Raw genomic sequence first — 14,668 nt, 5'->3', positions numbered from 1 at the left:
TATTGCTAGTTTGTGCTATTATCAAATATAATCAAATCGGTATTGGGGGCTTGAATTCTAAGATTTCCTGTCCAACATCTATGAATAATCAGGAATACTGTTTGTTCTTTCATTTTGTTACTTGGGATCTCTTGATAAGGATGATATGATCGGGTGTCCATCTGAAGATTCGAAATTTCACTTTAGAAAAAACCCATTCATGGTCTCGCCATGGCCATCGTTTTGATTGAAAATCTACGATGACGTGGTTATCAACTAATTCGATGGAATTCACCTTTTTATAGCGCTCCCCTACAGGGCAATACATCGTATATGAATATTTCAGTTTTCCCTCGGGAAAGCTAATACGCTCACCAAGGAAATTCCTTCGTTTTTTTCGCATCATTTCCTTTCGGGTAAGACCCGTATAGACCGTATCGATTTTCGGAATTGATTTTAAAACAACCGTATCGCTATCGAACCAACGGAAATACGTGCTCCAATCATTATCCATAAACATTTTCAAGGAATCAATCTTTTGGGAATACACGTATGATTGAGCGAAAAAAGCAACGAATAGCAGCAAGTAAGTCTTCATAATTGATAGTTCTAGCCATACTACTATCAAATACCTTACCCTAATTCACATCTTACATTAAATTCCACCAAAGTGCTGTAGTAACAAGCCAAACAATAACCACAAAAAGTCCTGCAGGTCCTTTATTTATTGAAAAGATGGCTAAGGTTTTTGGGCGATTCAAAAAAATCACGATCCCAAATAAAACGACAAACCGGAGGATAATACTTGCAATACTGGGTTTTGGGAATATATCGAATATTCCCCCTTCACCCCCAAAGGAGTGTCGGTAACTACTTATTCCTGCATAGACCGCCGCAAAGGCATAATAGGTAAGAAAGGCTACAATGACGTACCAACCGTATTTTTGGTTCTTGTAAAGTCCAAAAATGCCAATGGGAAACAAAAGGTAGGGTAGCAATACCTCAACAATGCTTATATCCCAACTCCCGATATCCGAAAACAAATAAGTGATCATCCAAAAATCGGAAAACACATAGTACAGGAAGGAAATCGTCAAGAAAATACAGAGGGACAGCATTGTTCTGGAAAGTGTGTCTTTCTTTGTGGGTAGTAGCAACTTTCCCACATCCATCCCCTTCTCTATAAATTCAGATTTCTGATGTTTCTTTTGTTGTTTTAATTCTTCCGCCTGCTTAATTTTTCTTTCAAATTGGGCGATTGTTTCAGAATTGATACTTCGGGATTCAAATTCCCTTTGTGCAGACAACAAAGCCTCAGGTTTGTAGCTATCCTTTTTGTGTGTAATGATCTCATACAGTTCGAAATCTGATCTTTGGGACATTACTTCATCAAATTCACTCATTGGCCGGCTCTCAATTTTTGATTGAATTTATTTATTTTTTCTATCGCAATAGACAAAGATCAAATCATCTACCGAACTGTCTCCAAACTCTTTTGCTTTTTTTAAATCCCTGCAAGCATCTTTTGTTTCTTTTTTAGTGGGTTGAAGATTTCCACTTCCCGTTAAAAGATTAATTTTTGCTGTTCCACGATTTGCTATGGCCTGAACATAATTTGGTTTGATTTCAATCGCCTTGTCATAGTCAGAAATTGATTGTTGGAAGTTTCTAAGCATGTCATTTGCGGTTCCACGAATGAAATACAATTCGGGGTCATTCGGGTTGATCCTAAAGTATTGGTCGCAATTTTGAATGACTTTCTCAAATGCTCCCTCCGCATAATGAATTCGCGCCAACCAATACAATGCCGCTTCGAGCATTCTCTTATCATTGTTTTTATAAACTACATAATTATAATCCTGCTTGGCCTTATCTAAATAACCTGCATGCATTCTTGAGAGTCCCCGGTCTATAAATGAGGCCATATCGGTGCTATCTAACTTAATCGCCTCAGTAAAATCTGTAATTGCTAAATCATACAATTTCATTCGGTCGTAGGAAAGCCCACGATTAATGTAGCAAGTCTTTTGGACCGACTTTTCATCGACCATATTCATTAGTTCTGTATAATTTTCAATGGCCTTTTCAAAATTTCCAGACTTGAAATTCAAATTTCCCGCTTCGTACAATTCCTGAGGATTTGTTTGACTCATGGCCGCAACGGACAAGAGAAGATACATGAGAGTAATGTTTATTTTCATTCTTTATTTTTTCGAAGCTAATGCTTTTTGTATACGCCATTCTTCTGTTCTTGGATCTCTCCCACAGGGAGAGCCAAATCCAAAATCAACTTGGAGCACTTTTGCTCCGGGATTTTGCAAAATCCATAACCTATCACAGTTACCCGAGGCAAAAATATTCCAAAATCGACCCGCATAAATACTTTCTCCGTTCAATTTTAGCACGAAGGGCAGACTCTGAATAGGAACTTTTTGTTCTCTCATTTTCTGAATACCACTTTCCGTTAGCGTGATTTTACTGTGTGTCCAATCGAAATTCTCAATATCGCTCTTGGCGAGGAAGGCCTCAGACCTCACCGCACACTCGTCAAGATCTAGATAGGAATGGCATTTATTATCGGGTAGGGTCGCTAGCGACTTCTTTTCTTTATACATTTTTAACAAATCCTCAAGATCAAGTTTTGTTATGTAGGAGTGGTCATTGCGGCATTCAGATTCGAATAAGAAAATTTCTACTCCTTTAATCTGAGACAAATCCGTTTCACTTTGACTATAAGCATGGCCTCCACTTAGCATTATCAGCATACAAATGAAGTGCTTTCTTATGACAATTAATAGGTTGTATTCTCGTCTCATTTACAGAGCGTTACAGATTATTTTTGGCGTTTCAATATTTTCACAATCCGACTACTATTTACCAGAATTTCCACCAAGCCTTGGACTCCTTTGGTTTATTAATTGATACCAATTCACCCATTTCATTGGGAAACATAATATCCCCATCCCCGCTAGCATCAAAAAATCCAACTTTATGCTTTTTCGCCAATTCCAGCATTTTTGGGTAGGCCTTTTCGACCATGGACCAGCTGAATGCAGCATATACTACATCCTTTCCTACACTGTAATCTGTTATGTTCTCATCATCTATCCTATCGTCGATATCAGCCGGAGCATGAGGCCCGTTCATAGCTGGAAAATCAGAGATCATTTCCAAAAACCAATTCCGTAGTTCTTCAGCGCTTACCTTCGGATCGTCATATGCATGGTTTTCTTCCCATTCGGTTTGTTGATCATACCATTTCAAAAATTCCTGCTCAGATTTTGGTGCTGATTTCGGATTAAAAACCATTAAATCATAACTCATACACTCCCGATTTCAAATAATTTGCACTGAATTATTCCAAAGACTGCCAGAGGACTTTACTAATCATCCACTTGTCGTCATACTTTACCATCAATAAATAGTCGATCCCCCAATAGAGGGTTAACTTTACGCAGGCAATCTTGTCTTGGGCATCCAGGATTTCGATCTTCTTCACGGCATCTTTGGGTGCGGCCCATTCTGGATTGCCAGCCACATCGCGTGCAAAACCAATGGCCCTTTCGTAGGTCATGATATGTTCTTTAGATCCGCCGCTACTACTGCCATACCCTAATTTGGACAAGTCTGGATGAATGCTTCTCTTAATCTTGGTGGTGTCCCCTTCATAAAACCCCTCGATATAATCTAGGGCTGCTCTTTCTATTTTTTCCTTATCCTGTCCATAGGAATCCAAGCTGAAGCAACACAGGAGCAGGATTATGAGTATTGTTTTCTTCATGATACATGTTTTACTATTATAGAATTCTAATGCTGAAAAATTGGTCCACCATTATCAACGTCGAACTGGCCGACAAGACCCAAAGGGTTGTCCAAAGATGAAACTTCCAATTGAGTGCGTATTTTCTTGATATTTTATATACGAGAAAAAACAAGAATCCGGAAACTACAATGGATATTGTAAAGAGACCAATTCCCAGAAATTCGCCAATTCTTCCTTCATCGTTCGGCATCATAAAATTCATTATCCCAGCCAGTAATCTCATATAAAAGGGAACGAACAAAAGCGGATAGACCCATTTATTCCACCCTTTAGCCTTAAGATACAAAAAAACAACGGTGGCCTGAAGAATCGTAATTAACGGACCCGAAGCCGAGGTATACACTCCATCCCATCCAGCATGTTCTCCTCCGTCTATGGTCGATACGGAATTCAATCGCATGATAGAATCATAGCCCAGCAACTCTGCGGTTACCCAATGCATGAACTCATGCAGCACCCATGTAAACAGAACGGCCCCTGCTATGGCAATAATATATTTTAGGGTTATTTTTTGATCCATCATTTTTGTCTTGTACTCAACTCAAACAGGGTATTGACATTTTTACTTATTAGGATTTACATCAAGTTGCGAACAACCTTTATTTGCTTAGATTTTTTGTCAACCAATCCCGTATGGGAACACACGGTAGCGGTTAGTTCTTCTTTGGCTCCCTCGCTATAAACATCACTGAGCGAGGCAAAAATCAAATACCGATTTCCTTGTTCGAAATGAAATCCGCAATCGCCATACCCATTCCCTGTAATTATTTTTATAGTGCCGGATTTCCCGCCTTTAAAGCTCTCCGTTACCTTTAGTTCTACCTGTATTCTATAAACATCATCCCTGTAAAAGACTTTTGACAGACCAATGACCTCGGCCGTGATAACCACTTGATGTGCTTTAAAATTTTGTGCTACGCTTCCATTTTTGCAATCACAACCATACCCTATCGTTGTGATGCATACAAAGATCAAGAACAGTAGTCCCTTTTTCATAAATGCTCTGCGATAATTACTATCTCAAATATAAGGAATAGCGATCGGGTGAAGGGAATTATTGTTATACGGTGGCCTACGAACGATTCTAACAATCACATTGATTTTTTATCTAATATCGCCTAAAATAGCATTCATAGTTCTCAATAATTGCCCATACGTTTGTGGTCCGCTTTGATTCGTAATTATAGAAATACCCAAATTATGTTTCGGGATCACAGCAAACCAATTCTGAGTGCCATATGCACCTCCATGAATGCCATAGTTCTTACCATCTATTTCATCATTGTAAATGGGGATTAAATACCCGATTTCCAAATGTTCGTTTCGATATATGGACCTATGTGATTCTACCACCAAACTATTGTATTCATCCAGTTGAAACTCCATATAATTTATTAAATCGGACATCGTAGATTTCAGTCCTCCACTAGATCCCCATAAGGTATTCGCAAAGTGCGGTGTTCTTTTACCTGTCTCGCCGTAACCGTTTGCCAATCTTTCTGATTGATTCTCGGTTAAATTTACTTTCGTGTCCCGCATAGTTGCCACATTGGTGATATACTTTTCAATAAGACTTTCATAGGAAGTACCGTAAATATTTTCCAATATGCCAGCCATCAATTCTACATCGGCATTGGAATATTCGTACGTTATTCCGGGTATGGTATCAATCTGCACTGCAAGTAAGTCTGTTAAGAACTTCTTCTTGCTATACTGCTGATTGATTTCATAAATTCGAAACGGGAGTGTTTCATCAATATTTTCGAATAAAGAGTTTATACTAGTTGGTAAAAATCTTGGTAATCGGCTTGTGTGACTCATAAGATGTTTAATTCTTATAGGATTACCGTTGTACTCCAAATTAGGATAATCCTCATTTAAATAATCCCTTATGTCGTCTTCTAAACTCAACTTTTTATCTAGAACGGCCTGTGCAACAAGTAATCCCGTAAAGCTTTTGCTCACCGACGCAATCTCATATATGGTGCTATCTGTTGGTGTATTACCTTTTCCCCTGTCCAATTCACCAAAGTGTTTGGTATAGGCTTTACCATCTTTGTAAACCCCAATTGACACAGCAGTGATCTCAGGTATAACCAGCAATGAATCCGCATGTTTCTTTATTGAAATTTCTATCGGGTCGGTTTCATCGGTATGTTCATCCTGACTATTCGTTTTACAACCGATTAGTATACATAGTAATACGATGTATCTGAATTTCATTCTCTTACATTTTAAAGACATAAAGCTTAGGTCTATGTCCTGTTAAAAACATGATTGTCCGACCTCAAGATAACAAAACGGGATTAGTATTCTTCGTTACAGAAGCAATCCTAGCACATTTGCCGCTCCTAAAACTACCTCGAACGCGATCCCCTGGGTGATTTGCTTGTTCGGTTTGCCATCTGCCGTCATGCTAATAATCCTCCCCAATGCAAAGCCCAAGAAGATGAGTGCCGCAATTACATGCGAGGTGAAAGAAAAAATCGAGAACATTGCTCCCAATGCTGTTAGAATTCCGCCACAGAGCATCACAACACTTACTCCTCTCATTTCGTTTAATAGGTTGACATCATTTTCTAACCGAATCCCAGAACTCTTCAAATAGGTTTTTATAGGATTGCTTAGTCGTGAGATTCCCACAAAGACCAACAAAAGACTTGACAATGAAAGGATAATGATTTTGAAAATTTCCATTTTTATTTGCTTTTATACGTTTATAGCGCAAACATACATGGCGAATGTGACAGCCCTGTGTCAGGGGTAAATTTAGGCCTTCACATATTTTTCAAAATACTCTTGCAGTGTCATCTTATGTGGGGTGAAGGCTTCGTTTAGGGTAATCAATTTTTCTATGAAATCGATTCGGAATGCCCTAAAGTCTTCCCGTAATCGGCAAAAAGCTATGAGGAGGAAGTTTCCATTGATACTGTAGATGGCAAACGGCTCGATGTCCCGTGTGGTTTGTTTTTGCTCTAAAGACACATAATCGATCCGTACGACCTGAAAATGAATGATCGCAGACTGAATCTTCATAAGATTATTACTTGTCTTCTCCTGCTTGTTATTGCCTCCAAAGTAGATTCGGTCTGCCAGTAAATCGGCATTACCTTTTTGGGAATACCTTAGAATGGACTTTATTTTTTCCAAAGCACTGGATACATTTTCCACAAGGGACTCATCTTTATTCTTAAGTACCAATTGCTCTACTGTGATTAAAGCATTGGCTTCATCTTCGGTAAACAGGACAGGAGGAAGATGATACCCTTCCATAATGGAATAGCCTCTACCCTCTTCCGTTACAATTGGAATTCCGGATTTTTCTAGGGTTCGAATGTCCCGATAAATGGTCCGAACGCTTACATTGTGCTTTTCGGCCAAGTAATTGGCGGTCACCAATCTTTTCGATTGTAACTGTGTAATGATGGCTGTTAATCGCGCCAGTCGTGGTTTTTCCTTTTCTTCCATTTTTCAGCTGATAGCTAAGGACATTTATTCTGTAATGGAATCGTTACTTTCAAACAATGGATACTAATCTCATAAATATAGGGTCAGGAAGCATTATTCCACGGTGTTTTCACCCACATCCAAACGCATCTCGATCATGTGCTTCCTAAAGCCTGCTTTTTCATAGGCTCTAATGGCGGGTGCATTGTCGTTATATACTTCCAGTCGAACTTCGGTTAAGTTCTTCTCTTTCGCCCAAAGCAACATCTTATCCATAAGCAATTGGTTCACGCCTTTACCCCGATGCTCTGGCCTTACGAACATAAATCCGATATACGCATGGTAATCGAACTTTTGAAAGGATTTCGATTTTTCGATTTTCACATACCCAGAACCAATGATTTCATCTGCGATGCACGCCACGACCACCTCAACATCATCTGCTGGAATAAAGCTCTTAATGTTGTAATAACTGATTCGTTCGGACTTTAATGTAGGTTCGAAAGGTCGCTCTGCAGTAATAATGCCCTGCTCAAATTCCAGTAGTACGTCTAGGTCTTCTAAGGTGGCAGATCTTAATACGATTTCATTCATAACAATAGGAATAAACGATCTTACTAAGATAGCAAACTCCTTTTTTAATTGAGCAGCGCCGGAAGTAGAAACCCATTTAAAATATCCCTGGGCTGATTGCCTTTACGGTTCCTGAAATTACCCGAAGTGATGACCACAACCGAATCCAACTCGGGAATGATAAAGATAAACTGTCCTCCCGCGCCCCGAGCTTCGATGGTTGCTATAGCCTTACCATTGATTTCATACGTATCATGCCACCATTGATATCCATAATGGTTTTTATCCCTTACATCCTGTAATTGCACATGCTTTTGAAACGATTCCTCCACCCAAGCTTCAGGGATGATCTGTGTTCCATTCCATTGGCCCTTGTTAAGATAAAGTTGCCCAAATTTCAGCAAGTCACGGGATGTTAAAAGCATCCCTCCCCCGAAATAGGGCGTAACCCCAGTATCATCTGTCTGATTGATATAGTTCGTAATCCCCAAAGGAGCGAAGAGCTTTTCATCCATGTATACTTCAAGGGGTTTATTCAAACGTTCATTCAAGCACACTCCAAGCAAGAAAGGATTGGCAGACCCATAATCGGCATAAGTCCCCGGTTCATGTATCACAGGTGCCTCAAGAACGGATGTGAGCCAATTATTAGGGTTCTCTGGGTTTTGATAGTAATCTTCAGAGGCTAGGTTATTTACATCGAATCCCGAGCTCATTGTGAGTAAATCCTTCAGTTTTATCTTGGATTTCAATGAGTCCAGAGTATATTCATAATCCTTGGGAATGAAGTCGTACAAATTCTCATCGACACTTTTTAGCACATTATCCTGAATCGCAATACCAATCATCGCGGAAGAGATACTCTTGGAAGCAGAGCGCAAGTCATGTGGAATATGGGCATTAAAACCATCAAAATACGTTTCGAATACCAATTTGTGATCCTTGGCTATTAAAACGCTATGTGTGTTTACCAATGCGTTGGCATGAATGCTATCGATCATTCGTTGCAATTCTCCCGTATCGATTCCATATTCACTACAATTGGCCGTGACCCACCCATCGTTTAATAGTGCTGGGGTATGGGTATTCGGAGATTGATCCACAGGATTTGAACTATATTCCCATCCATCGTTGGTATGGGTTAAACTAGTTTGCGCGACCAAGGCATTAACCAATAAAATCTCAAGTTCAATGGTGTTCTCTAACAGGGTAGCGCGAAAATTAAACCCGGTATTCGTGTCCCTAAATGAGAGTAAATTCCCTTGGCGATTAAAGCCCGCGGTCCATGTTCCTCTAAACCGTTGGTCTCCTAAAAAAGGATAGGCTATCATATTGTCTCCCTCGGTATGTTCAACATAAAGCATAATATCGTCGGACTGCAAGCCATTGTTCAGCATAAATGGATTCCAAGCACCCTCAAATTTGTTCTCGCCTACCTTGGGTATATTCATGCGATACAAAAGTTTCCCGGTTTTAATGAACCCTGTGAGTCCTTCTCCATCTGGATCATTTTCTAGATCGAAAGACAGCTGCTCATCCATATTGAACAGTACGCCGTTAGCGTTAGAGGACTTTATCTTTTCATCTATAAGAACACCGTCATTGGCAATGGTAAGATGATAAGCTTGGTTTTCTAATTTCTCTAAGGTAACCGTAAAATTGAAGCTGTTCTTATTGGGTAAAAAGCCAATCCACTCTCCTTGATAGTCTTGCCTTTCGCTTTGTGCACAACTCATTACTACGGATAGGGACATAAATACTAAAATTGCTAGGTATGTACGCATGGTATATAGGATTTGAGTCGCAAAGTTAGAAAGGCAGAATTATTAAAAATTGTATCAGATTAACATCAACCGCTTTTCTTGACCATTTTTCGGAAAGTACTTGGATTCGTATGAAAATGGGATTTAAAGACACGGTTAAAGTGACTCTGATCCGAAAAACCAGCTTGATAGGCTATTTCCGTTAATTTGATTGATGAATCTAATAAAAGGGGAATTGTCCTTTTCAGTTTCTGTTGTCTCATGTATTCTCCAAGACTCATGGAAAGGTACTTGGGCGCAGCTCTCGAAAGGTGTACGGGATGTACATTCAGTTCGTTGGATAGATAATCGAGGCTTAATGCAGCCGTATCATAGTGCAGTAGCTCTTTTAACTGATCCACCCAAATGGGATTCTGGAGCGAATCTATATGTTTTATCTCACTTAAGGCATCGCATATTTGAACCAACAGAACTTCTACCGATACCTCACTAAATGTATCCGATATAAGAAATTCGCGATATAGTTGTGCAAATAGAAAGTGTATTTGCGGATTATGAATAAGTTGACTTCCCTCCCACACTTGTAAAGGGATTCCCTTTTCCTTGAGCCAATTCTTCTCAAATTCGAGATGAAACCCACTGGCCCTCTCCGAATGTTTGGAACCGAAATGCGCTTCCTGCCAGTTGTTGAACATAAGGCTCCCCGAAGGACAAAGGGTTTTCGTCTTTGTATTGCAGTCCTTCATATTGCCTTGCAATACATACATGAAATACGGATTTTCATGGTAATGCCAATCCGTTCTATCTGCCGTGTAAGTGTATTGAGATAACAACACCCCATTAAATGAGCTCTCTGAATTTTGGTTTCCGTAATATTCTCCTCGGGTTAAGATTCTCATTTTCTACTGTAGGGCTATCGCGATGTTTTTTAAAGGTCTTTCACAATGAGTCTTCAAGATAGCAAAAGCGTAACAATAATTTCTGACTTGAATTAAAATAGCCAGGCTTTATTATACTATTCTGTTACTTAATTTTCTTCCTGAAATAGGACTTCACCATGTTCCTGAAAATGATGTAACCAATTAATACTGTAGAAACTTTAATCAATCCACTTTTACTCGTTTCTACATCTGTCATTCCGCCCAAGATATAGAGCAAAGCCCTAATTCCAACAATAATGGCACAGATTATAGCCATCGCATAAAAGAAGTTGATTGCTTTCCACAACAATTCTAATACTATTGCTTTATCGTGCTGGTCCAATGTGTTTTTAAGAATTACAATTAGTGATTGGTTTTAGTTGCTTCTCTTATACCGATTAATAATTAGCGCACCATTTCTGTTCGGTAACTCTATCAAATAACCATTCAACCGCAATACTTCAATCACTTTTTGCATATTATTTGATTCATCATTAAGGATTGAACCCATTTCTTTTAAGGAATCTGTTGTTTGAATAAACTTCATAAGGTAATAAGTGTCTAATTGCCCAAATTCCTTTCCATTTATGGTTTGGACATCCAAAAACTGCCCAGTAACAGAATTTGTAAAAGAACATCCCATTCCATGAAAGCGAAACTTCCATGCATTGCCTATTTCCCCACTTTGTTTAGCAAGTCTATGCGTTTTTAAGTGATGTAATTCATTTGAATTATTTAAATCGATATCAAATGTTTCTGCTAAAAGGTTCATTAGAGAATGAGCTGTCCTATCGAATAGTTCGATGCATTCGTAGAACCCCGTCAAATTTTCCATAACCATCTTAGTAGGAATGCTTGGAACAATCAATATCCTATTTATCCACTCGAATTCTGTAACTACATGATTGGAAAATTCATTCTGCAAGCTTATAACATAATCTCGACTAAATTCACCCTCCTTTAAAGCAAATATCAACTTCTCATTTTTATCTAAAAGAGACCTAATCTTTTCGATTTCTATAGGGGAATTAATCTCTATAATCATTTCATGATATTATTACTGCATTCCCTTACCTACTCCCCAATACCCGCATCGTCTTATGAAAGGCATTCCTAATCTCATTTTGGCCTATGTGCTTTCCGTTTTCCATCATTCGTTTTCCATGGGAAATGGTTCCTTCTTGCATGGTACTATCGGTGGCATATACTATCGTAGAGGCCAAGTTTTTATCGCTACAGTTAGCAAGTAAAGGATGGGTGCCATCGATAATACAGGCATTGAAAGGTTCCCCCACTTTAAAATAGTCACTTTCAAAATTATTCATGGCTTTTCTTCCTGCCACAGTAGCCATTTCTATGGCATAGGTACCTCCATCGCCTTGCTGGGGTGAGAAATAGGTATTTCGTTTATGGGAGATAAGACGTTGCCCATAATCCAGTATTCGTAATTCTTCCAAAGGATTCAAACCTACGTGACTATCGGTCCCGATACTCCATTTTCCACCTTCTTCTTGATATTTTCTCAGAGGAAAGAGACCATCGCCCAAATTTCCTTCTGTACTTGGGCAAATCACCACATTCGCGCCACTTTGGGCCAATCCAATCGTTTCTTGCTTGGTTAGATGCGTGGCGTGTACCAAGTGATAGCGTTCATTCATGGTAACATTTTCCAGCATCCATTCTACCGGTCTTTTTCCCAAATAGGCAATGGAGTCTTCGATCTCTTTTAGTTGTTCCGAAACGTGAATATGAAAAGGAATGTCCTGCGGACCCGATTTTGCAATTTCAGCAATGTCCTTGGGTTCTACCCCTCTCATGGAGTGAATTCCAATTGCAATATTGGCATGCTCGTAGTTTTTACAAGCTTCCCGACTCGATTCCAGCAATTTCAAATACGCATCGATCGTAGGAGAGATAAAACGTTTCTGTCGATCATTGGGAGGTTGTCCGAAGCCTCCTTTCTGATAAAATATAGGGCACAGCGTAATCCCAATTCCAGCAGTTTTAGCAGCGGCAATCAATCGGCTGCCCATCTCAGCAAGGTTGGTATAGGGCTTTCCATCCTTATCGTGATGTACATAGTGGAATTCGGCCACGTTGGTATATCCATGACGTGCCATTTCCGAATACAGCATGGTAGCAATGGCTTCCATCTCATCCGGATTCATACTCAGTGCCAATTGATACATGGCTTCGCGCCAACCCCAGAAATCATCGGGATTTGCCGAGCCTTCATGTCGTTCTGCCAATCCCGCCATGGCATACTGAAACGCATGGGAATGCGCGTTCTGAAAACCAGGAATCGCAATGGAATGTTCTTTATCGAACGCCCCATCTTGACTATCTGAAGTGGTAATCTCGGTGATGATGCCTTTATTGTCGACCGTAACCCTGACATTGGTGAGCCAGCCTGAGTTTTGTAGTAGTTTTTTGAAATGGTATGTCGTCATGTTAAATTGAGTTCATTGTATCTATTAAACCCTTGATTGTTTTTTGCAATACTGCCTTTACTTGAGCGGCCCTTTCTTTGTTATAGGTAATTTCATTATCGTCCATGTACAGGATTTTGTTCATTTCCAATTGCAGGGCGTGCACGTTGTTTTCGGGCTTGCCGAAATAACGGGTAATATGTCCTCCTTTAAAGGGAGCGTTGTGGTTGACTCCGAATGTTCCGGATCTGAGATTTTCTAAGGCTGTACTTATAAGCTCTGGATGGGCGGTTTTCTCGTCATTATTCCCCAAAATCATATCGGGAAACACGGCTTCTTGAATGGTACTCACCCGATGCCGAATAGAATGCGCATCCCACAACAATACCTTTCCAAATTGCTCTTTCCTCGCTGCTAATAGCGCTTCAATCTTTCTATAATACGGCCAATAATAGGTTTCCAGTCTTCGTTCCTTTTCAGCGGTATCTGGTTCCAGCGCTTTCGATTTGTAGATATCATTCCCGAAAAAATCGGTAGTGGGCGTACAGGTAGTGATAAGCCTTCCGTCGTTGTACAGTGGAACGCTTTCAGGATCTCTATTTAGATCGATCACCCATCGGCTTAGATTCGCCTTAATAAGGGTAATGCCCAATTTGGGTGCAAAATTGTAGAGTCGGTGCACATACCAGTCGGTATCGTCCACAAAATTTCGCATCCTCTTTTTGTAATGCTTTTTAATTTCCGAAGGGAATTGGGTTCCCGAATGCGGAACGCTAATAACAATGGGAACCACGGGTGCTGTGGGCTCTTTTATTGTGAACAAATCCATGGAGCTAATTTATGATATTAATTAGGAAAACTTTTGGCTCCATTTCCTATTTTATTTCAATATTCAAGCTGATTCTAACTAGAAGTTTGCCAAAACATAAAGGAAGTAAAACAGATGATATCGAATTACGGTTGCACATGGCTATACTATCTATTTTCTATAGTGTTCCCCCATCCGGCCAATTTATCCAATGGTTATTTGGTTTTTTTGTCGGTCTATAGAATTCCGTTTGTCCAGTTTCCAAAACTTTAGCTAAGTGTTTAAATGTTTCATTCATGCTTGGAAGTTCAGAATTGACACAATCAGGATGATGCCATTCGCTCAATTCCATAATCCTTGGCAAATCCCTTGGAATTCTCGCTCGGATTTCTTCTTCTGTAGCCTCAAAATCACTATTGAATTCAGGAACTAATCCTCTCAAAAATTCCCAAACTAAAATTTTGCTTTCTTCTTCAAGTTCTATCCCTTTGTTTAGATAAAATTCCCGATTGTGATTAATTGTGATCTCTTTATCCCGCAAAATCATTGTTTTCGCTTTTGGATTTAAGCTTTCAAGATATTCCTGATCAAAAGTTGGAACGACTGAACTATCATCCGTTATATATAAAAAATTATCATTGTCTGTTCCCGGTGCCGTTTCAATACAGTTACCGTAAATGTGTAAACAATTGGTTATTCCATTATGTCCACCTCCTCGATAGTTAAAACCAATTGCTTCAATGATCAAAACCCATCGTCTTTCATCGCGATAAGCGCTCAATTTAGAATGAACGGGATAAATATATCCATTGTCCAACATCGGAAATGTAAAACCCATAGCGCAGTCATCCAGTTGCCTTAAAATTTCCTTTGCCGAATATTCTTTCTTTTTCCTAAATCCGAAAATGCCCATTGATATGAATTAT

19 protein-coding genes are annotated in these 14,668 nt (G+C 39.5%); all 19 read right to left on the bottom strand.

Annotation, left to right across the window (positions count from 1 at the left end):
* Positions 1–109: 109 nt before the first annotated feature.
* On the bottom strand, positions 110–577 hold the full coding sequence (locus POV27_RS07565) for a hypothetical protein (RefSeq protein WP_272862143.1): 468 nt from the start codon (positions 575–577) through the stop codon (positions 110–112).
* Positions 578–629: 52 nt separating this feature from the next.
* Positions 630–1,382 (bottom strand): hypothetical protein, encoded by a 753-nt coding sequence (locus POV27_RS07560; protein WP_272862142.1) that lies wholly within the window; start codon positions 1,380–1,382, stop codon positions 630–632.
* Between the two features lie 27 nt (positions 1,383–1,409).
* Positions 1,410–2,180: a tetratricopeptide repeat protein gene (locus POV27_RS07555; RefSeq protein WP_272862141.1), complete on the bottom strand. Its 771-nt coding sequence runs from the start codon at positions 2,178–2,180 to the stop codon at positions 1,410–1,412.
* 3 nt (positions 2,181–2,183) lie between these two features.
* Positions 2,184–2,795: a hypothetical protein gene (locus POV27_RS07550; protein ID WP_272862140.1), complete on the bottom strand. Its 612-nt coding sequence runs from the start codon at positions 2,793–2,795 to the stop codon at positions 2,184–2,186.
* Between the two features lie 58 nt (positions 2,796–2,853).
* Positions 2,854–3,303 (bottom strand): hypothetical protein, encoded by a 450-nt coding sequence (locus tag POV27_RS07545; RefSeq protein ID WP_272862139.1) that lies wholly within the window; start codon positions 3,301–3,303, stop codon positions 2,854–2,856.
* Positions 3,304–3,334: 31 nt separating this feature from the next.
* On the bottom strand, positions 3,335–3,760 hold the full coding sequence (locus tag POV27_RS07540) for a nuclear transport factor 2 family protein (protein WP_272862138.1): 426 nt from the start codon (positions 3,758–3,760) through the stop codon (positions 3,335–3,337).
* Positions 3,761–3,776: 16 nt separating this feature from the next.
* Entirely contained in the window at positions 3,777–4,322 is a 546-nt protein-coding gene (locus tag POV27_RS07535; protein ID WP_272862137.1) for a hypothetical protein, read from the bottom strand.
* A gap of 56 nt (positions 4,323–4,378) precedes the next feature.
* Entirely contained in the window at positions 4,379–4,798 is a 420-nt protein-coding gene (locus POV27_RS07530) for a hypothetical protein (protein WP_272862136.1), read from the bottom strand.
* Between the two features lie 108 nt (positions 4,799–4,906).
* A complete protein-coding gene (locus tag POV27_RS07525; protein WP_272862135.1) occupies positions 4,907–6,025 on the bottom strand; it encodes a serine hydrolase domain-containing protein in 1,119 nt (372 codons plus the stop codon).
* A gap of 96 nt (positions 6,026–6,121) precedes the next feature.
* Entirely contained in the window at positions 6,122–6,499 is a 378-nt protein-coding gene (locus POV27_RS07520) for a DUF4345 family protein (protein ID WP_272862134.1), read from the bottom strand.
* Between the two features lie 72 nt (positions 6,500–6,571).
* Positions 6,572–7,270 carry a helix-turn-helix transcriptional regulator gene (locus POV27_RS07515; protein ID WP_272862133.1) on the bottom strand — a complete coding sequence of 233 codons (699 nt, stop codon included), beginning with the start codon at positions 7,268–7,270 and terminating at the stop codon, positions 6,572–6,574.
* Positions 7,271–7,363: 93 nt separating this feature from the next.
* Complete coding sequence (locus tag POV27_RS07510) at positions 7,364–7,843, bottom strand: GNAT family N-acetyltransferase (protein WP_272862132.1); 480 nt, start codon at positions 7,841–7,843, stop codon at positions 7,364–7,366.
* Between the two features lie 44 nt (positions 7,844–7,887).
* A complete protein-coding gene (locus POV27_RS07505) occupies positions 7,888–9,606 on the bottom strand; it encodes a serine hydrolase domain-containing protein (RefSeq protein ID WP_272862131.1) in 1,719 nt (572 codons plus the stop codon).
* Positions 9,607–9,671: 65 nt separating this feature from the next.
* Positions 9,672–10,484 (bottom strand): helix-turn-helix domain-containing protein, encoded by an 813-nt coding sequence (locus POV27_RS07500; RefSeq protein ID WP_272862130.1) that lies wholly within the window; start codon positions 10,482–10,484, stop codon positions 9,672–9,674.
* A gap of 124 nt (positions 10,485–10,608) precedes the next feature.
* The gene (locus tag POV27_RS07495) at positions 10,609–10,782 is read right to left on the bottom strand and encodes a hypothetical protein (RefSeq protein ID WP_272862129.1); all 174 of its coding nucleotides are present in this window, start codon (positions 10,780–10,782) and stop codon (positions 10,609–10,611) included.
* A gap of 99 nt (positions 10,783–10,881) precedes the next feature.
* On the bottom strand, positions 10,882–11,550 hold the full coding sequence (locus POV27_RS07490) for a DUF6896 domain-containing protein (protein WP_272862128.1): 669 nt from the start codon (positions 11,548–11,550) through the stop codon (positions 10,882–10,884).
* A 25-nt stretch (positions 11,551–11,575) separates the two neighbouring features.
* Positions 11,576–12,955 carry a formimidoylglutamate deiminase gene (hutF, locus tag POV27_RS07485; protein WP_272862127.1) on the bottom strand — a complete coding sequence of 460 codons (1,380 nt, stop codon included), beginning with the start codon at positions 12,953–12,955 and terminating at the stop codon, positions 11,576–11,578.
* 1 nt (position 12,956) lies between these two features.
* Positions 12,957–13,763 (bottom strand): N-formylglutamate amidohydrolase, encoded by an 807-nt coding sequence (locus POV27_RS07480; protein ID WP_272862126.1) that lies wholly within the window; start codon positions 13,761–13,763, stop codon positions 12,957–12,959.
* 157 nt (positions 13,764–13,920) lie between these two features.
* The gene (locus POV27_RS07475) at positions 13,921–14,655 is read right to left on the bottom strand and encodes a DUF7003 family protein (protein ID WP_272862125.1); all 735 of its coding nucleotides are present in this window, start codon (positions 14,653–14,655) and stop codon (positions 13,921–13,923) included.
* Positions 14,656–14,668: the final 13 nt, after the last annotated feature.

Origin of the sequence: Aureisphaera galaxeae (genome assembly GCF_028561275.1) — a bacterium.
In the GTDB taxonomy this organism is placed as follows: Bacteria; Bacteroidota; Bacteroidia; order Flavobacteriales; family Flavobacteriaceae; genus Aureisphaera; species Aureisphaera galaxeae.
This window is presented reverse-complemented; position numbering and strand designations above follow the sequence as displayed.

Excerpts from the sequence above, each read along its gene's own strand:
- POV27_RS07525 (WP_272862135.1), bottom strand. The coding sequence starts at position 6,025 with ATGAAATTCAGATACATCGTATTACTATGTATACTAATCGGTTGTAAA.
- POV27_RS07515 (WP_272862133.1), bottom strand. The coding sequence starts at position 7,270 with ATGGAAGAAAAGGAAAAACCACGACTGGCGCGATTAACAGCCATCATT.
- POV27_RS07490 (WP_272862128.1), bottom strand. The coding sequence starts at position 11,550 with ATGATTATAGAGATTAATTCCCCTATAGAAATCGAAAAGATTAGGTCT.
- POV27_RS07510 (WP_272862132.1), bottom strand. The coding sequence starts at position 7,843 with ATGAATGAAATCGTATTAAGATCTGCCACCTTAGAAGACCTAGACGTA.
- POV27_RS07495 (WP_272862129.1), bottom strand. The coding sequence starts at position 10,782 with ATGGCTATAATCTGTGCCATTATTGTTGGAATTAGGGCTTTGCTCTAT.
- POV27_RS07545 (WP_272862139.1), bottom strand. The coding sequence starts at position 3,303 with ATGAGTTATGATTTAATGGTTTTTAATCCGAAATCAGCACCAAAATCT.
- POV27_RS07555 (WP_272862141.1), bottom strand. The coding sequence starts at position 2,180 with ATGAAAATAAACATTACTCTCATGTATCTTCTCTTGTCCGTTGCGGCC.
- POV27_RS07535 (WP_272862137.1), bottom strand. The coding sequence starts at position 4,322 with ATGGATCAAAAAATAACCCTAAAATATATTATTGCCATAGCAGGGGCC.
- POV27_RS07565 (WP_272862143.1), bottom strand. The coding sequence starts at position 577 with ATGAAGACTTACTTGCTGCTATTCGTTGCTTTTTTCGCTCAATCATAC.
- POV27_RS07480 (WP_272862126.1), bottom strand. The coding sequence starts at position 13,763 with ATGGATTTGTTCACAATAAAAGAGCCCACAGCACCCGTGGTTCCCATT.
- POV27_RS07475 (WP_272862125.1), bottom strand. The coding sequence starts at position 14,655 with ATGGGCATTTTCGGATTTAGGAAAAAGAAAGAATATTCGGCAAAGGAA.
- POV27_RS07520 (WP_272862134.1), bottom strand. The coding sequence starts at position 6,499 with ATGGAAATTTTCAAAATCATTATCCTTTCATTGTCAAGTCTTTTGTTG.
- POV27_RS07560 (WP_272862142.1), bottom strand. The coding sequence starts at position 1,382 with ATGAGTGAATTTGATGAAGTAATGTCCCAAAGATCAGATTTCGAACTG.
- POV27_RS07500 (WP_272862130.1), bottom strand. The coding sequence starts at position 10,484 with ATGAGAATCTTAACCCGAGGAGAATATTACGGAAACCAAAATTCAGAG.
- POV27_RS07550 (WP_272862140.1), bottom strand. The coding sequence starts at position 2,795 with ATGAGACGAGAATACAACCTATTAATTGTCATAAGAAAGCACTTCATT.
- hutF (WP_272862127.1), bottom strand. The coding sequence starts at position 12,955 with ATGACGACATACCATTTCAAAAAACTACTACAAAACTCAGGCTGGCTC.
- POV27_RS07540 (WP_272862138.1), bottom strand. The coding sequence starts at position 3,760 with ATGAAGAAAACAATACTCATAATCCTGCTCCTGTGTTGCTTCAGCTTG.
- POV27_RS07530 (WP_272862136.1), bottom strand. The coding sequence starts at position 4,798 with ATGAAAAAGGGACTACTGTTCTTGATCTTTGTATGCATCACAACGATA.
- POV27_RS07505 (WP_272862131.1), bottom strand. The coding sequence starts at position 9,606 with ATGCGTACATACCTAGCAATTTTAGTATTTATGTCCCTATCCGTAGTA.